A 14,300-nucleotide genomic window follows, 5' to 3' on the forward strand; every position below is an offset into this window, starting at 1 on the left:
CCTTACCGTATCCGCATGGCGACCACCACCCACACAGTGACCAACCAGCCTCCGCCCCTGGTCGGGTACGACGTCTTCACCGCCGATCATGCGCTGACCGAGGCCGTGGAGCGTCACCTTCCGCTCGATCTCCGCGACGAGGCCCGCCGGGAGCTGTCCTCGCTGGGCACCACGGCGGGCTCCGTCCAGGCGCAGGAGTGGGGGTTCCTCGCCAACGAGAACCCGCCCGGGCTGCGCACCCACGACCGGTACGGCCACCGGATCGACCAGGTCGACTTCCACCCGGCCTGGCACCGGCTGCTCGGCCACGCGGTGACCAACGGGCTGACCGACGCGTGGGGCCGGCCGGGCGGCCATGTGCGGCGCGCCGCCGGGTTCCTGGTGTGGACGCAGACCGAGGCGGGGCACGGCTGCCCGCTGTCGATGACGCACGCCGCCGTCCCGGCGCTGCGCACCGACCCCGCCCTCGCCGCCGAGTGGGAGCCGAAGCTGACCTCGCGGATCTACGAGGGCGAGGAGACGACGCGCCCGGCCGCCGACAAGACCGGTGTGCTCTTCGGCATGGGTATGACGGAGAAGCAGGGTGGCAGTGACGTACGGGCGAACACGACGGCCGCGACCCCCCTGGAGGCGGACGGCGAGTACGTCCTGACGGGCCACAAGTGGTTCTGCTCGGCGCCCATGTCCGACGCCTTCCTGGTGCTGGCGCAGGCCCCCGGAGGACTGACCTGCTTCCTGGTGCCACGGGTCCTGGAGGACGGCGACCGCAATGTGTTCCGGATCCAGCGGCTGAAGGACAAGCTCGGCAACCGGTCGAACGCGTCGAGCGAGGTCGAGTTCGACGGCACGTGGGCCCGCCGGGTGGGTGACGAGGGCCGCGGGGTGCGCACCATCATCGGGATGGTGGCGGCGACCCGGCTGGACTGCGTGGTCGGCTCGGCGGCGCTGATGCGGCAGGCGGTGGCGCAGGCGGCGCACCACGCCGCGTACCGGCGCGCGTTCGGCGGCGCGCTGATCGACAAGCCGCTGATGCGCAACGTCCTGGCCGACCTGGCGCTGGAGTCGGAGGCGGCGACGACGCTGGCGATGCGGCTGGCGGCGGCGTACGACACCGACGACGAGCGGGAGCGGGCGTTCCTGCGGCTGGCGGTCCCGGCGGCGAAGTACTGGGTGACCAAGCGGTGCACGCCGGTGACGGCGGAGGCGCTGGAGTGCCTGGGCGGCAACGGGTACGTGGAGGAGTCCGGCATGCCCCGGCTGCTGCGCGAGTCGCCGCTGAACTCGATCTGGGAGGGTTCGGGCAACGTCCAGGCGCTGGACGTGCTGCGGGCGCTCCAGCGGGAGCCGCTCGCGCTGAACGCCTTCCTGGAGGAGGTCGGCAAGGCGCGGGGCGCGGACCACCGGCTGGACGGGGCGATCAAGGACCTGCTGGCCGAGCTGGCCGACCTGGACGGGGTCGAGGCGCGGGCGCGGCGGCTGGTGGAGCGGATGGCGCTGGTGCTCCAGGGGTCGCTGCTGGTGCGGTGGGCACCGTCGGCGGTGGCGGACGCGTTCTGCGCGTCGCGGCTGGGCGGCGACTGGGGGGCGGCGTTCGGGACGCTGCCGCACACCCTGGACCTGGGGGGAATCGTGGAGCGGGCGCGGGCGGTCGTCTGACACGGCAGGACCCGCCCGGGGGGGGCTCGCCGGGGGGCCCGCCGGGCAGGACTCGCCCGGCGGGCCGGGGCCCCCCGGGGGCGAACCGGGCCCGGAAGGCGAGTGGGCGCGGGCCGTGTGTCCGATCGGCCCGCGCCCGGGAGCGGCTGGGATGGTGCTGCGCCGACACGGCACCATCCCGTCGCCGTACCACTTTCGTACGGTGGCGGGGCCGTTCGCGAGAGTTGCAAAGGGTTGCACCGTTGTGGGCGATGCCGACGGCGCGTCGCCGGCGGGCAGGGGAGGATGGGGTGACACGTACCAGCCACCAGGTGGGGCGGCAGCGGGGAGGACCGGTGCGTCAGGCCACAGTGGACATGACGCGGCTCGCCGCCATGGACACGCGCGAGGCGGCGCTGCTGCTCAAGGGCGTGCGGGAGGCGGCGCTGAAGGGCGGCCGGTCACCGCTGGCGCCGCGCGCCGACATAGGTGAGTCGTGGCAGCGGATGCTGCGCAAGGGTGTGGATCCGGACAGGGACCACCGTTCGGGGCTGCTGGCGCCCGGGGAGCTGGAGCGGCGCCGGGCCGCCTCGCCGCTGCTGGAGCTGCTGCCGGTGCTGCGGGAGGGGCTGGTGTCGTGCTCGGCCGCGTCCGACGCGGTGCGCCACATCATGGTCGTGGCGGACGCCGAGGGGCGTGTGCTGTGGCGGGAGGGCAGCGCGAGCGTGCTGCGCAAGGCGGACGGCCACGGGTTCGAGCCGGGGGCGGACTGGGCGGAGGCCACGGTCGGGACGAACGGGGTGGGCACCGCGCTGGTGGCGCGGCGCCCGGTGCAGGTGCACTCGGCGGAGCACTTCGTCTCGACGCACCACTCCTGGACGTGCGCGGGCGCTCCGATCAGCGACCCACGGGACGGGAAGCTGCTCGGCGCGGTGGACGTGAGCGGACCGCTGGCCACGATGCACCCGGCGACGCTGATGCTGGTGCGCTCGGTCGCGAGGCTGGCGGAGGCGGAGTTGCGCAACCGGCACTTCGCGGAGCTGGCGCGGTTGCGGGCCGTCGCGGCGCCGATCCTGTGCCGGGTGGGGGGCCGGGCGCTGGCGGTGGACGCGCACGGCTGGCTGGCCGGCGTGACCGGGATGCCGCCGGTGGACCGGCTGCCGCTGCCGGCGTCGTTCCGGGCGGGCCGGACGTGGCTGCCGTCGCTGGGCATGTGCGAGGCGGAGCCGCTGCCGGGCGGGTGGCTGTTGCGGGTGGTGGACGAGGAGGCGCGGGCGGCGGCGGCGTCGAGCCGGGTGGTGCTGGACGTGAGCCGGCCGCGCCGCTGGTCGCTGGAGGTGTCGGGGGCGGCGGGCAGCTGGGCGCAGGAGCTGAGCCCGCGCCACACCGAGCTGCTGTACGTGCTGGCGCTGCACCGGGACGGCCGGACGGCGGCGGAGCTGGCGTACGACGTGTTCGGGGACCGGACGCGGGCGGTGACGGTCCGGGCTGAGATGTCCCGCGTGCGCCGCACCCTGGCGGGGGTGCTGGAGCACCGCCCCTACCGGTTCCGCGAGGGGGTGGAGGTGACGGTGGTCCGCCCCGGGGACCCGGCCGACCTGCTCCCCCACTCCACGGCCCCTGCGGTGCGCGCCTCCCGGGGCGGGGGGCGGACGGGGTAGCCGGCCACCGGTGCGGGGTGGGGTCGGGTGGGCCGGCCGGGCAGGTGGGCGGTACCGGGCAGGTGGGCCGGCCGGGGTCGGGTGGGCCGGCCATCGCCACGAGCGGGCGCGTGGTTCGCTTGGGCGTATGAGCATCACCGTGACCACCTGGTCCCTCGAACAGACCTCCCCCGACGACCTGCGCCCCGCCGCCGCGCCCTCCGGTGACGTGCGGATCGTCCGCGCGGAGGTGCCCTCCCCGGAGTTCGGCCGCTTCCTCTATACGGCGGTGGGCGGCGACATCCGCTGGACGGACCGGCTGGGGCTCACGTACGCCCAGTGGCGGGAGATCGTCGAGCGGCCCGGGGCGGAGATCTGGGTGGCGTACGACCGGGGGACGCCGGCGGGGTACGTCGAGCTGGACCCTCAGGAGGACGGGGTCGTGGAGATCGTCTACTTCGGGCTGATACCGGCGTTCCGGGGGCGGGGCATCGGCGGGCACCTGCTGGCGTACGGCACGGCGCGCGCCTGGGACCTGGCCGAGCGCTGGCCGGGACGGGCCCCGACGAAGCGGGTGTGGCTGCACACCTGCTCCCTGGACGGGGAGCACGCGATGGGGAACTATCAGCGGCGCGGCTTCAGGCTCTTCGACACCGCGGTGACGGAGGAGCCGGAGACGGCCGCCCCCGGCCCGTGGCCCGGCGCGGACGTACGCTGAACGCCCCGCGCACGCCGCCCCCGCCCGAGCGGCCGGCGGGGGACGGACGAGCCCTTTGACGTGACCCACGCCACAAGTGTCCACGATGCGGGACACCGATGTCCATATCGCGGACGAACCTGGACTGGGTCCAAAGTCCCATGGCACGCTTCCGTCATGTCTCGAGCTGGAATTGCCTTGGTGAGTCGGCGGCACGTCGACCTCGGCCGCATGTCCAGCGCCATCTGTCCGGTGAGCTGACCAGCCCAGCACCACCGCGATTCCCCGAACTTCTGAACCCCCAGCGCACCGCCGCGCCACCCCCTGCTCAGCGCGCGAGTGTGCAGGTCAGAGCCGCCCTCCTGCAGTCCCGAAGGACGTATCGTCATGGCCGCCACCCCTGAGAAGCCCGCCTCCGCCACCGCCCGTCGCAAGACCGGGCGTCACCGTGGCGAAGGCCAGTGGGCCGTGGGCCACTTCACGCCCCTCAACGGCAACGAGCAGTTCAAGAAGGACGACGACGGTCTCAACGTACGGACACGCATTGAGACGATCTACTCCAAGGCCGGCTTCGACTCGATCGACCCCAACGACCTCCGGGGCCGGATGCGCTGGTGGGGCCTCTACACCCAGCGCAAGCCCGGGATCGACGGCGGCAAGACCGCGATCCTGGAGCCGGAGGAGCTGGACGACGAGTTCTTCATGCTGCGCGTCCGCATCGACGGCGGCCGGCTGACCACCGGACAGCTCCGGGTCATCGGGGAGATCTCGCAGGAGTTCGCGCGCGGCACCGCGGACATCACCGACCGGCAGAACGTGCAGTACCACTGGATCCGGATCGAGGACGTGCCCGAGATCTGGAACCGGCTGGAGGCCGTGGGCCTGTCCACCACCGAGGCGTGCGGCGACACCCCGCGCGTCATCCTCGGCTCCCCGGTGGCCGGGATCGCCGAGGACGAGATCATCGACGGCACCCCCGCCCTGGAGGAGATCCACCGCCGGATCATCGGCAACAAGGAATTCTCCAACCTGCCCCGCAAGTTCAAGTCGGCCATCTCCGGCTCCCCGCTGCTCGACGTGGCGCACGAGATCAACGACATCGCCTTCGTCGGCGTGAACCACCCGGAGCACGGCCCCGGCTTCGACCTGTGGGTCGGCGGCGGACTGTCCACCAACCCCAAGATCGGTGTGCGGCTCGGCGCCTGGGTCCCGCTCGACGAGGTCGCGGACGTGTACGAGGGCGTCATCTCGATCTTCCGCGACTACGGCTACCGCCGGCTGCGCAACCGCGCCCGGCTGAAGTTCCTGCTGGCCGACTGGGGCGCGGAGAAGTTCCGCAAGGTGCTGGAGGACGAGTACCTCAAGCGCCCGCTGGTCGACGGCCCCGCGCCCGAGCAGCCCGTACAGCAGTGGCGCGACCACGTGGGCGTGCACCGGCAGAAGGACGGCCGGTTCTACGTCGGCTTCGCGCCGCGCGTCGGCCGCGTCGACGGCGCCACGCTCACGAAGATCGCCGAGGTGGCCGAGGCGCACGGCTCCGGCCGGCTGCGGACCACCGCCGAGCAGAAGATGCTCGTCCTGGACGTCGACGAGGCCCAGGTCGAATCGCTGGTGGCGGGGCTGGAGGCGCTGGACCTCCAGGTCAGGCCGTCGCCGTTCCGGCGCGGCACGATGGCCTGCACCGGCATCGAGTTCTGCAAGCTGGCGATCGTGGAGACCAAGGCGCGCGGCGCGTCCCTCATCGACGAGCTGGAGCGCCGCATCCCGGACTTCGACGAGCCGATCACCATCAACATCAACGGCTGCCCCAACGCCTGCGCGCGCATCCAGGTGGCGGACATCGGTCTCAAGGGCCAGCTGGTGCTCGACGGCGCCGGCAACCAGGTGGAGGGCTACCAGGTGCACCTGGGCGGCGCCCTCGGCCTGGAGGCGGGCTTCGGCCGCAAGGTGCGCGGCCTGAAGGTCACCGCCACCGAGCTGCCCGACTACATCGAGCGGGTCCTCACACGCTTCCAGGAGCAGCGTGAGGACGGCGAGCGCTTCGCCTCCTGGGCGGCCCGCGCATCCGAGGAGGCGCTGTCATGAGCGAGCGTGCGGCGCCGTTCCACTGCCCGTACTGCGGCGACGAGGACCTGCGTCCCGGGGAGCAGGGTCACGGCGCCTGGGAATGCGGGGCGTGCAACCGGGCCTTCCAGCTGAAGTTCCTCGGGCTGCTGGCCCGCGGGCTCCGACGCGACGACGGTGGAGGGGAAGCGATATGACGACGGTTCAGAGCACGGAGGAGCTGAAGGCGCTCGCCGAGCGGGCCGGGCGGGACCTCGAGGAGGCGTCCGCCCTGGAGATCCTGAAGTGGGCCACCGACACCTTCGGCCCGCGCTTCTGCGTCACCTCCTCCATGGAGGACGCGGTGGTCGCCCACCTCGCCTCGCGGGTCATGCCCGGTGTGGACGTCGTCTTCCTCGACACCGGCTACCACTTCCCCGAGACCATCGGAACCCGTGACGCGGTCGACGCCGTGATGGACGTCAACGTCATCACGCTGACCCCGCGGCGGACGGTGGCCGAGCAGGATGCCGAGTACGGCCCGAGGCTGCACGAACGCAACCCCGACCTGTGCTGCGCGCTGCGCAAGGTCAAGCCCCTGGAAGAGGGCCTGACCGGCTACGACGCATGGGCGACCGGGCTGCGCCGCGACGAGTCCCCGACCCGGGCGAACACCCCGGTGGTCGGCTGGGACGAGAAGCGGCGGAAGGTCAAGGTCTCGCCGATCGCCCGCTGGACGCAGGACGACGTCGACGCGTACGTCACCGAGCACGGCGTCCTGACCAACCCGCTGCTGATGGACGGGTACGCCTCCGTCGGCTGCGCGCCCTGCACCCGCCGGGTGCTGGAGGGAGAGGACGCACGGGCCGGCCGCTGGGCGGGCCGGGCGAAGACCGAGTGCGGGCTGCACGGCTGATGACGACTGTGGGAGAAGAGAACGTGACTGGGGCCACCATCTGGCTCACCGGGCTGCCGAGCGCCGGCAAGACCACGATCGCCCGCGAACTGGCGGACCTGCTGCGCGCCGACGGCCGCCGGGCCGAGGTGCTCGACGGCGACGAGATCCGCGAGTTCCTCTCGGCGGGCCTCGGGTTCAGCCGCGAGGACCGCCACACCAACGTGCAGCGGATCGGCTTCGTCGCCGAGCTGCTGGCGTCCAACGGGGTGCATGTCCTGGTGCCGGTCATCGCTCCGTACGCGGACAGCCGGGAGGCCGTGCGCAAGCGTCACCAGCGGGAAGGCACCCCGTACATCGAGGTGCACGTCGCCACCCCGGTGGAGGTGTGCTCCGTACGCGACGTGAAGGGGCTGTACGCCAAGCAGGCCGCGGGCGAGATCAGCGGGCTGACCGGCGTGGACGACCCGTACGAGGAGCCGGCGAGCCCGGACCTGCGGATCGAGTCCCAGAACCAGACCGTGCGGGAGTCCGCAGCGGCCGTGCACGCCCTGCTCGCCGAGAGGGGACTCCTGTGAGCGCCGCACGGGCGGCCGCCGTGCCGCAGACAGCGACGATGCCCGCGCCTTCCCGCCCCGCAGACCGAGAAGCTCACGAAGGGGATGCAGCATGACGACCACCGTCACCGACATCCACGACACCGACACCCCGTTCGCGCTGTCGCACCTGGACTCGCTGGAGTCCGAGGCGGTGCACATCTTCCGCGAGGTGGCGGGCGAGTTCGAGCGGCCGGTGATCCTGTTCTCCGGCGGCAAGGACTCGATCGTGATGCTGCACCTGGCGCTGAAGGCGTTCGCGCCGGCCGCGGTGCCGTTCTCCCTGCTGCACGTCGACACCGGGCACAACTTCCCCGAGGTCATCGAGTACCGCGACCGCACGGTCGAGAAGTACGGGCTGCGCCTGCGCGTGGCGTCCGTGCAGGACTACATCGACCGCGGGGTCCTCCGGGAGCGCCCGGACGGCACCCGCAACCCGCTGCAGACCGTGCCGCTGACCGAGGCCATCCAGCAGCACCGCTTCGACGCCGTGTTCGGCGGCGGGCGGCGCGACGAGGAGAAGGCGCGGGCGAAGGAGCGGGTGTTCTCGCTGCGCGACGAGTTCTCGCAGTGGGACCCGCGCCGTCAGCGCCCCGAGCTGTGGCAGCTGTACAACGGCCGGCACGCCCCCGGTGAGCACGTGCGGGTGTTCCCGCTGTCCAACTGGACCGAGCTGGACGTGTGGCAGTACATCGAGCGCGAGGGCATCGAGCTGCCGCAGATCTACTTCGCGCACGAGCGTGAGGTGTTCTCCCGCAACGGCATGTGGCTGACGGCCGGCGAGTGGGGCGGCCCGAAGGACTCCGAGCCGGTGGAGAAGCGGCTGATCCGCTACCGCACGGTCGGCGACATGTCCTGCACCGGCGCCGTCGACTCCGAGGCCACCACGCTCCAGGCCGTGATCGCCGAGATCGCCGCCTCCCGGCTCACCGAGCGGGGCGCCACCCGCGCCGACGACAAGCTGTCCGAGGCCGCGATGGAAGACCGCAAGCGCGAAGGGTACTTCTAGACATGAGCACCACGAGCGAGCAGCTCGCCGACCCGTCGGCCACCACCCTGCTGCGTTTCGCGACCGCCGGCTCCGTCGACGACGGCAAGTCCACACTGGTGGGCCGGCTGCTGCACGACTCCAAGTCGGTGCTGGCCGACCAGCTTGAGGCCGTCGAGGCCGCGTCCCTGAGCCGCGGCCAGGACGCACCCGACCTGGCGCTGCTCACCGACGGTCTGCGGGCCGAGCGGGAGCAGGGCATCACCATCGACGTCGCCTACCGCTACTTCGCCACGCCCCGGCGCCGGTTCATCCTGGCCGACACGCCCGGCCATGTGCAGTACACCCGCAACATGGTCACCGGCGCGTCCACCGCCGAGCTGGCCGTGGTCCTGGTCGACGCCCGCAACGGCGTGGTCGAGCAGACCCGCCGGCACGCCGCGGTGGCCGCGCTGCTGCGGGTCCCGCACGTGGTGCTGGCCGTCAACAAGATGGACCTCGTCGACTACGCGGAGCCGGTCTTCGCCGCCATCGCCGAGGAGTTCACCACCTACGCCTCGGAGCTGGGCGTCCCCGAGATCACCGCCATCCCGATCTCGGCGCTGGCGGGCGACAACGTGGTGGAGCCCTCCGCCAACATGGACTGGTACGGCGGCCCCACGGTCCTGGAGCACCTGGAGACCGTGCCGGTCAGCCACGACCTGACCGCGTGCCACGCCCGCTTCCCGGTGCAGTACGTGATCCGGCCCCAGACCGCCGAGCACCCGGACTACCGGGGGTACGCGGGCCAGATCGCCGCCGGCGCCTTCCGTGTCGGCGAGACCGTCACCGTGCTGCCGTCCGGCCGGACCAGCACCATCACGGCGATCGACGCGCTCGGTGCGAGCGTGGACATCGCCTGGGCGCCGCAGTCGGTGACGATCCGGCTGGCCGACGACATCGACATCTCGCGCGGCGACCTGATCGCCCCGGCCGGTGACGCCCCGGCGACGACGCGGGACGTCGTGGCGACGGTGTGCCACGTGGCGGACCAGCCGCTGGCGGTGGGCCGGCGGGTGCTGCTGAAGCACACCACCCGTACGGTCAAGGCGATCGTGAAGGACATCCCGTCCCGGCTGACGCTGGATGACCTGTCCCAGCACCCGGCGCCCGGGCAGCTGGTCGCCAACGACATAGGACGTGTCGTGGTGCGCACCGCCGAGCCGCTGGCCCTCGACACGTACGCCGACTCGCGGCGCACCGGCTCCTTCCTGCTGATCGACCCGGCCGACGGCACCACGCTGGCGGCCGGCATGGCGGGCGACGCCTTCGCCTCCGTCACCAAGGCCCCCGCCGCCGAGCAGGACGACGAGGGCTGGGACTTCTGATGACGACGACCGATGTCTACGCGACCTTCGCGAAGGAGGGCGGCCGGATCGGCAGCGGCGCCCTCGGCGCGGGGACCGGAGGGGTGGCGCGATGTGCCGGCTGACGCCCGCGCACCTGACGTGCGCCCTCCCCGAGCCGTACCCGCGCCACGCGCATCACCGACGAAGATTCCGAAGACCCTGAACCGAGGGGAAACACCTCCGTGCCTGCCTCCCGTTCCACCCTGCGCCGCTCCCTCGCCGCCGCCGCGGCCCTGCCGCTGCTGATCGGCGCGCTCGCCTCCTGCGGCTACGGCTCCAAGGCCACCGACGACGAGAAGAAGGTGGCGGCCCAGGGCGAGAAGCTCTCCGCCGACCGGGTGAGACTCGGGTACTTCCCCAACCTCACCCACGCCACCGCCCTGGTGGGCGACCAGGAAGGCATCATCCAGAAGGAGCTGGGCGGCACCGAGCTCCAGGTGTCGACCTTCAACGCCGGCCCCTCCGAGATCGAGGCGCTCAACGCCGACTCGATCGACATCGGCTTCATCGGCCCCTCCCCGGCGATCAACGGGTACGTCAAGTCCAAGGGCGAGAACCTGCGGATCATCGGCGGTTCCGCTTCCGGCGGTGTGAAGCTGGTGGTGAACCCGGAGAAGATCAAGACCCTGGACGACCTCAAGGGCAAGCGGATCGCCACCCCGCAGCACGGCAACACGCAGGACGTCGCGTTCCTCAACTGGATCAAGGACCGGGGCTGGCAGGTCGACGCCGAGAGCGGCCAGGGCGACGTCTCGGTGGTCCGCACCGAGAACAAGATCGCTCCCGACGCCTACAAGTCCGGGTCGATCGACGGCGCCTGGGTTCCGGAGCCGACGGCGTCGAAGCTGGTCAGCGAGGGCGCCAAGGTACTCCTCGACGAGTCGACGCTGTGGCCTGACAAGAAGTTCGTGATCACGAACATCATCGTGTCGCAGAAGTTCCTCAGGGAACACCCGGACGTCGTCGAGGCGGTGCTGCGCGGTTCGGTGCGGACCAACGCGTGGATCAACGCCAACCCCGACAAGGCCAAGGACTCCGCCAACGCCAAGCTGAAGGCGCTGACCGGCAAGCCGCTGGGTGACAAGGTCATCGACCCGGCGTGGCCGTCGATCCAGTTCATCGACGACCCACTGGCCGCGACGCTGCAGGCGCAGGCCGACCACGCGGTGGCCGCCGGGCTCCTGGAGAAGCCGGACCTGAAAGGCATCTACGACCTGGGGCCGCTCAACAAGGTCCTGAAGGCCGAGGGCAAGCCCGAGGTCGCCGACGCCGGTCTCGGCGTCAAGTAACCCGCGCAGCAGCCCAGTTCCCCGTTCCCAGGAGGTGACGACCATGGCCACGACCTTCGCCGAGGCCGAGGACCGCGTCGCGGTGAGCCACGCGGCCCGGATCGACCACGTCTCGAAGTCCTTCGCCGGACCGACCGGACAGCAACTCGTGCTCGACGACATCTCGCTCGATGTCGCTCCGGGCGAGTTCGTCACCCTCCTGGGGGCCTCGGGGTGCGGCAAGTCCACGCTCCTGAACCTGGTCGCGGGTCTCGACCGGCCGACCGTGGGGTCCATCGAGACCCCCGGCGGCCGGCCGGCGCTGATGTTCCAGGAGCACGCCCTGTTCCCCTGGCTGACGGCCGGGAAGAACATCGAGCTGGCGCTGCGGCTGCGGGGCGTGGCGAAGAACGAGCGGCGGGGCGAGGCGGAGCGGCTGCTGGAGCTGGTGCGGCTCAGCGGCGCGTACGGCAAGCGGGTGCACGAGCTGTCGGGCGGCATGCGCCAGCGCGTCGCCCTGGCCCGGGCGCTGGCGCAGGACAGCGACCTGCTGCTGATGGACGAGCCGTTCGCGGCGCTGGACGCGATCACCCGTGACGTGCTGCACGACGAGCTGACGCGCATCTGGCGCGAGACGAAGCTGTCGGTGCTGTTCGTGACGCACAACGTGCGCGAGGCGGTGCGGCTGGCCGAGCGCGTGGTGCTGCTGTCCTCCCGGCCGGGGCGGATCGCCCGCCAGTGGGAGATCGGCATCCCCCACCCGCGCCGTATCGAGGACGCCGCGGTGGCGGAGCTGTCCGTCGAGATCACCGAAGAACTGCGTGGGGAGATCCGCCGTCATGGCCAGCACTGATACGACGACCGAGGCCGTCGCGAAGACGGACGACCTGGCCGGCCTGGAGGCGGGGCTGGACGCGCTGGACTCGGTGCAGGTGCGCAGGACGCCGGTGCGGGAGGTGCTGGGCCGCAAGGTCCTGCCGCCGCTGGTCGCCGTCGCGCTGGTGCTGGTGGTGTGGCAGGTCCTCGTCTGGGCGAAAATCACCGACGAGTACAAGCTTCCGCCGCCCGCCGCCGTGTGGGACAGCCTGACCACCATGTGGCTGGAGGGCACGCTGCTGGGGGTGCTGTGGACCAGTGTGTCCCGGGCGCTGCTCGGCTTCGTGATGGCGCTGGCCATCGGTACGCCGCTGGGTCTGCTGGTGGCCCGGGTGCGGTTCGTCCGGGCGGCGATCGGCCCGATCCTGTCGGGTCTTCAGTCGCTGCCGTCGGTGGCCTGGGTGGCGCCGGCCGTGCTCTGGCTTGGCCTCAACGACTCGATGATGTACGCGGTGATCCTGCTGGGTGCCGTGCCGTCGATCGCCAACGGCCTGGTGTCCGGGGTGGACCAGGTTCCGCCGCTGTTCCTGCGGGCCGGCCGGACGCTCGGCGCGAACGGGTTGCGGGGCGCCTGGCACATCGTGATGCCGGCCGCGCTGCCGGGCTACCTGGCAGGTCTGAAGCAGGGGTGGGCGTTCTCGTGGCGCTCGCTGATGGCCGCCGAGATCATCGCGTCCTCGCCCGAACTCGGCCTTGGGCTCGGACAGTTGCTGGAGAACGGCCGCAACAACATCGACATGCCGGGCATCTTCCTGGCGATCCTGCTGATCCTGATCGTCGGCATCGCCATCGACCTGCTGATCTTCAGCCCCCTGGAGCGCGCGGTGCTGCGCCGTCGCGGTCTCCTCGTCAAGAGCTGAGCGTCGTGCCATGACCCGTCCTGTCCTGCTCGTGATCGCCCACGGCAGCCGCGACCCGCGGCACGCCGCGACCGTGCACGCCCTGGTGCGGCGGTCGGGGGGCGTGCGCCCCGGTGTGCGGGTGGAGACGGCGTTCCTGGACTTCAACGTGCCGTCGGTGCCGGCCGTCCTGGAGCGGCTGGCGGCGGAGGGCGTGCGTGACGTGGTGGCCCTCCCGCTGCTGCTGACCCGCGCCTTCCACGCCAAGGCGGACATCCCCGCCGTCCTGAGGGAGGCCCCGTCGTGCCTGCGCGTCCGGCAGGCACCGGTGCTGGGCCCCTCGCCGCTGCTGGTCGCGGCGCTGGAGCGGCGGTTGTACGAGGCGGGCCTGACGCCCGCCGACAAGCGCTCGACCGGGGTCGTCCTGGCCTCGGCGGGCTCATCCGACCCGGAGGCGATCGCAGTGATCGCTGAAATGGCGCGGGAGCTGCGGCACACCGGTTGGTGCGCCGTGCGGCCTGCGTTCGCCTCCGCGTCCCTTCCCCGTACGCAGGACGCCGTGCGCGCCCTTCGTCAGGACGGGGTACGCCGGGTGGCGGTCGCGCCGTACGTCATCGCGCCGGGCCGCCTGCCGGACCGCATAGCCGAGGGCGCGGCCGGCGCTGACGTCCTGGGTGACGTGCTGGGAGCCGCGCCGGAGCTGGCGCGGCTGCTGCTGGCGCGGTACGACGAGGCAGGCGTCGCCCTGTCCGCGGCGGCCTGAGCGGCCCGCGCCCTGGCGCCGTCCGCGCCGAGGCGTGGCGGCCGTCCGCGCCGTCCGCGCCGTCCGCTCAGTCGCGGGTCATCTCCACCAGCTTGACGACGGTGTTCCAGTTGCGGGTGGTGGCGATGACGCCCTTGGTGAGGGCGGGGCGTGCCAGGGCCTCGGCGAGCTTGGAGCGTCCCAGGCCCTCGGGGGCGTACAGGTACAGGGCACGGTCGCCGAGTCTGAACTCCTCGGGGAGGAAGGCGGCCGGGTCCAGACCCGCGAACCTGTCGGGGGTCACGGGCTCGGAGAAGTAGGTGACGTGGAGCTGCCTGGCCTCCAGGCCGGCGGCGGGGAACGGGCAGGCGTCGGCGACGGCGCGCAGGTAGGGGCCGCCGCGCACCAGGCAGTCGACGCGGAAGCCGAAGTGCCGCTCGATCGCCTTCTCCAGTTCCTCCGCCAGGACGTCCTCGTCGGCGCCGGACGCGTTGGTGAAGGCCGCGTTGCCGCTCTGCAGGTACGTCGTGACGTCGCCGTGGCCGAGTTCGGTCAGCACCGTGCGCAGCCGCGCCATCGGGACCTTCTTGTGTCCGCCGACGTTGATGCCGCGCAGCAGGGCGGCGTACCTGGTCGTCATGGTCACACCATATGACGACCGCCGTGCCCCGTGGGGGAGGGCACGGCGGTCGC

At 72.3% G+C, this 14,300-nt stretch carries 15 protein-coding genes; 14 read left to right on the forward strand and 1 reads right to left on the reverse strand.

Features of this window, described 5'->3' with window-relative positions:
• Positions 1-15 precede the first annotated feature (15 nt).
• The 14 genes from IE109_RS04870 (at position 16) to IE109_RS04930 (ending at position 13,628) form a co-directional block, all read left to right on the forward strand.
• On the forward strand, positions 16-1,656 hold the full coding sequence (locus IE109_RS04870; RefSeq protein ID WP_189549390.1) for an acyl-CoA dehydrogenase family protein: 1,641 nt from the start codon (positions 16-18) through the stop codon (positions 1,654-1,656).
• 335 nt (positions 1,657-1,991) lie between these two features.
• Entirely contained in the window at positions 1,992-3,296 is a 1,305-nt protein-coding gene (locus tag IE109_RS04875; protein WP_229890554.1) for a GAF domain-containing protein, read from the forward strand.
• 127 nt (positions 3,297-3,423) lie between these two features.
• On the forward strand, positions 3,424-3,993 hold the full coding sequence (locus IE109_RS04880) for a GNAT family N-acetyltransferase (protein ID WP_189549394.1): 570 nt from the start codon (positions 3,424-3,426) through the stop codon (positions 3,991-3,993).
• Between the two features lie 156 nt (positions 3,994-4,149).
• Complete coding sequence (locus tag IE109_RS33980) at positions 4,150-4,233, forward strand: putative leader peptide (protein ID WP_312846103.1); 84 nt, start codon at positions 4,150-4,152, stop codon at positions 4,231-4,233.
• 126 nt (positions 4,234-4,359) lie between these two features.
• Complete coding sequence (locus tag IE109_RS04885; RefSeq protein ID WP_189549396.1) at positions 4,360-6,057, forward strand: nitrite/sulfite reductase; 1,698 nt, start codon at positions 4,360-4,362, stop codon at positions 6,055-6,057.
• Positions 6,054-6,233, forward strand: a complete 180-nt coding sequence (locus tag IE109_RS04890; RefSeq protein WP_189549397.1) for a hypothetical protein — start codon at positions 6,054-6,056, stop codon at positions 6,231-6,233. Before IE109_RS04885 ends, IE109_RS04890 begins: the two co-directional genes overlap by 4 nt.
• Positions 6,230-6,931: a phosphoadenylyl-sulfate reductase gene (locus IE109_RS04895; RefSeq protein ID WP_189549399.1), complete on the forward strand. Its 702-nt coding sequence runs from the start codon at positions 6,230-6,232 to the stop codon at positions 6,929-6,931. The genes IE109_RS04890 and IE109_RS04895 overlap by 4 nt, the downstream gene beginning before the upstream one ends.
• Before the next feature lie 23 nt (positions 6,932-6,954).
• The gene (gene cysC / locus IE109_RS04900) at positions 6,955-7,488 is read left to right on the forward strand and encodes an adenylyl-sulfate kinase (RefSeq protein ID WP_229890556.1); all 534 of its coding nucleotides are present in this window, start codon (positions 6,955-6,957) and stop codon (positions 7,486-7,488) included.
• Between the two features lie 91 nt (positions 7,489-7,579).
• Positions 7,580-8,515, forward strand: coding sequence for a sulfate adenylyltransferase subunit CysD (cysD, locus tag IE109_RS04905; RefSeq protein ID WP_189549403.1), 936 nt, complete (start codon positions 7,580-7,582; stop codon positions 8,513-8,515).
• 2 nt (positions 8,516-8,517) lie between these two features.
• Positions 8,518-9,861 (forward strand): sulfate adenylyltransferase subunit 1, encoded by a 1,344-nt coding sequence (locus IE109_RS04910; protein WP_189549405.1) that lies wholly within the window; start codon positions 8,518-8,520, stop codon positions 9,859-9,861.
• Positions 9,862-10,064: 203 nt separating this feature from the next.
• The gene (locus tag IE109_RS04915) at positions 10,065-11,171 is read left to right on the forward strand and encodes an aliphatic sulfonate ABC transporter substrate-binding protein (RefSeq protein ID WP_189549407.1); all 1,107 of its coding nucleotides are present in this window, start codon (positions 10,065-10,067) and stop codon (positions 11,169-11,171) included.
• Positions 11,172-11,214: 43 nt separating this feature from the next.
• Positions 11,215-12,003, forward strand: coding sequence for an ABC transporter ATP-binding protein (locus IE109_RS04920; RefSeq protein ID WP_189549409.1), 789 nt, complete (start codon positions 11,215-11,217; stop codon positions 12,001-12,003).
• On the forward strand, positions 11,990-12,886 hold the full coding sequence (locus IE109_RS04925; protein WP_189549411.1) for an ABC transporter permease: 897 nt from the start codon (positions 11,990-11,992) through the stop codon (positions 12,884-12,886). The genes IE109_RS04920 and IE109_RS04925 overlap by 14 nt, the downstream gene beginning before the upstream one ends.
• A 10-nt stretch (positions 12,887-12,896) precedes the next feature.
• A complete protein-coding gene (locus IE109_RS04930) occupies positions 12,897-13,628 on the forward strand; it encodes a sirohydrochlorin chelatase (protein ID WP_189549413.1) in 732 nt (243 codons plus the stop codon).
• 67 nt (positions 13,629-13,695) lie between these two features.
• On the opposite strand, the gene IE109_RS04935 is transcribed toward IE109_RS04930, so the two are convergent.
• Positions 13,696-14,247, reverse strand: coding sequence for a DUF1697 domain-containing protein (locus tag IE109_RS04935; protein WP_189549415.1), 552 nt, complete (start codon positions 14,245-14,247; stop codon positions 13,696-13,698).
• Positions 14,248-14,300: the final 53 nt, after the last annotated feature.

Source organism: Streptomyces lavendofoliae, assembly GCF_014649735.1.
GTDB classification, from domain to species: Bacteria; Actinomycetota; Actinomycetes; order Streptomycetales; family Streptomycetaceae; genus Streptomyces; species Streptomyces lavendofoliae.

Bases quoted from the DNA above. Each gene is read 5' to 3' on its own strand.
- IE109_RS04870 (WP_189549390.1), top strand. From the start codon at position 16: ATGGCGACCACCACCCACACAGTGACCAACCAGCCTCCGCCCCTGGTC.
- IE109_RS04880 (WP_189549394.1), top strand. From the start codon at position 3,424: ATGAGCATCACCGTGACCACCTGGTCCCTCGAACAGACCTCCCCCGAC.
- IE109_RS33980 (WP_312846103.1), top strand. From the start codon at position 4,150: ATGTCTCGAGCTGGAATTGCCTTGGTGAGTCGGCGGCACGTCGACCTC.
- IE109_RS04885 (WP_189549396.1), top strand. From the start codon at position 4,360: ATGGCCGCCACCCCTGAGAAGCCCGCCTCCGCCACCGCCCGTCGCAAG.
- IE109_RS04890 (WP_189549397.1), top strand. From the start codon at position 6,054: ATGAGCGAGCGTGCGGCGCCGTTCCACTGCCCGTACTGCGGCGACGAG.
- IE109_RS04895 (WP_189549399.1), top strand. From the start codon at position 6,230: ATGACGACGGTTCAGAGCACGGAGGAGCTGAAGGCGCTCGCCGAGCGG.
- cysD (WP_189549403.1), top strand. From the start codon at position 7,580: ATGACGACCACCGTCACCGACATCCACGACACCGACACCCCGTTCGCG.
- IE109_RS04910 (WP_189549405.1), top strand. From the start codon at position 8,518: ATGAGCACCACGAGCGAGCAGCTCGCCGACCCGTCGGCCACCACCCTG.
- IE109_RS04920 (WP_189549409.1), top strand. From the start codon at position 11,215: ATGGCCACGACCTTCGCCGAGGCCGAGGACCGCGTCGCGGTGAGCCAC.
- IE109_RS04925 (WP_189549411.1), top strand. From the start codon at position 11,990: ATGGCCAGCACTGATACGACGACCGAGGCCGTCGCGAAGACGGACGAC.
- IE109_RS04930 (WP_189549413.1), top strand. From the start codon at position 12,897: ATGACCCGTCCTGTCCTGCTCGTGATCGCCCACGGCAGCCGCGACCCG.
- IE109_RS04935 (WP_189549415.1), bottom strand. From the start codon at position 14,247: ATGACGACCAGGTACGCCGCCCTGCTGCGCGGCATCAACGTCGGCGGA.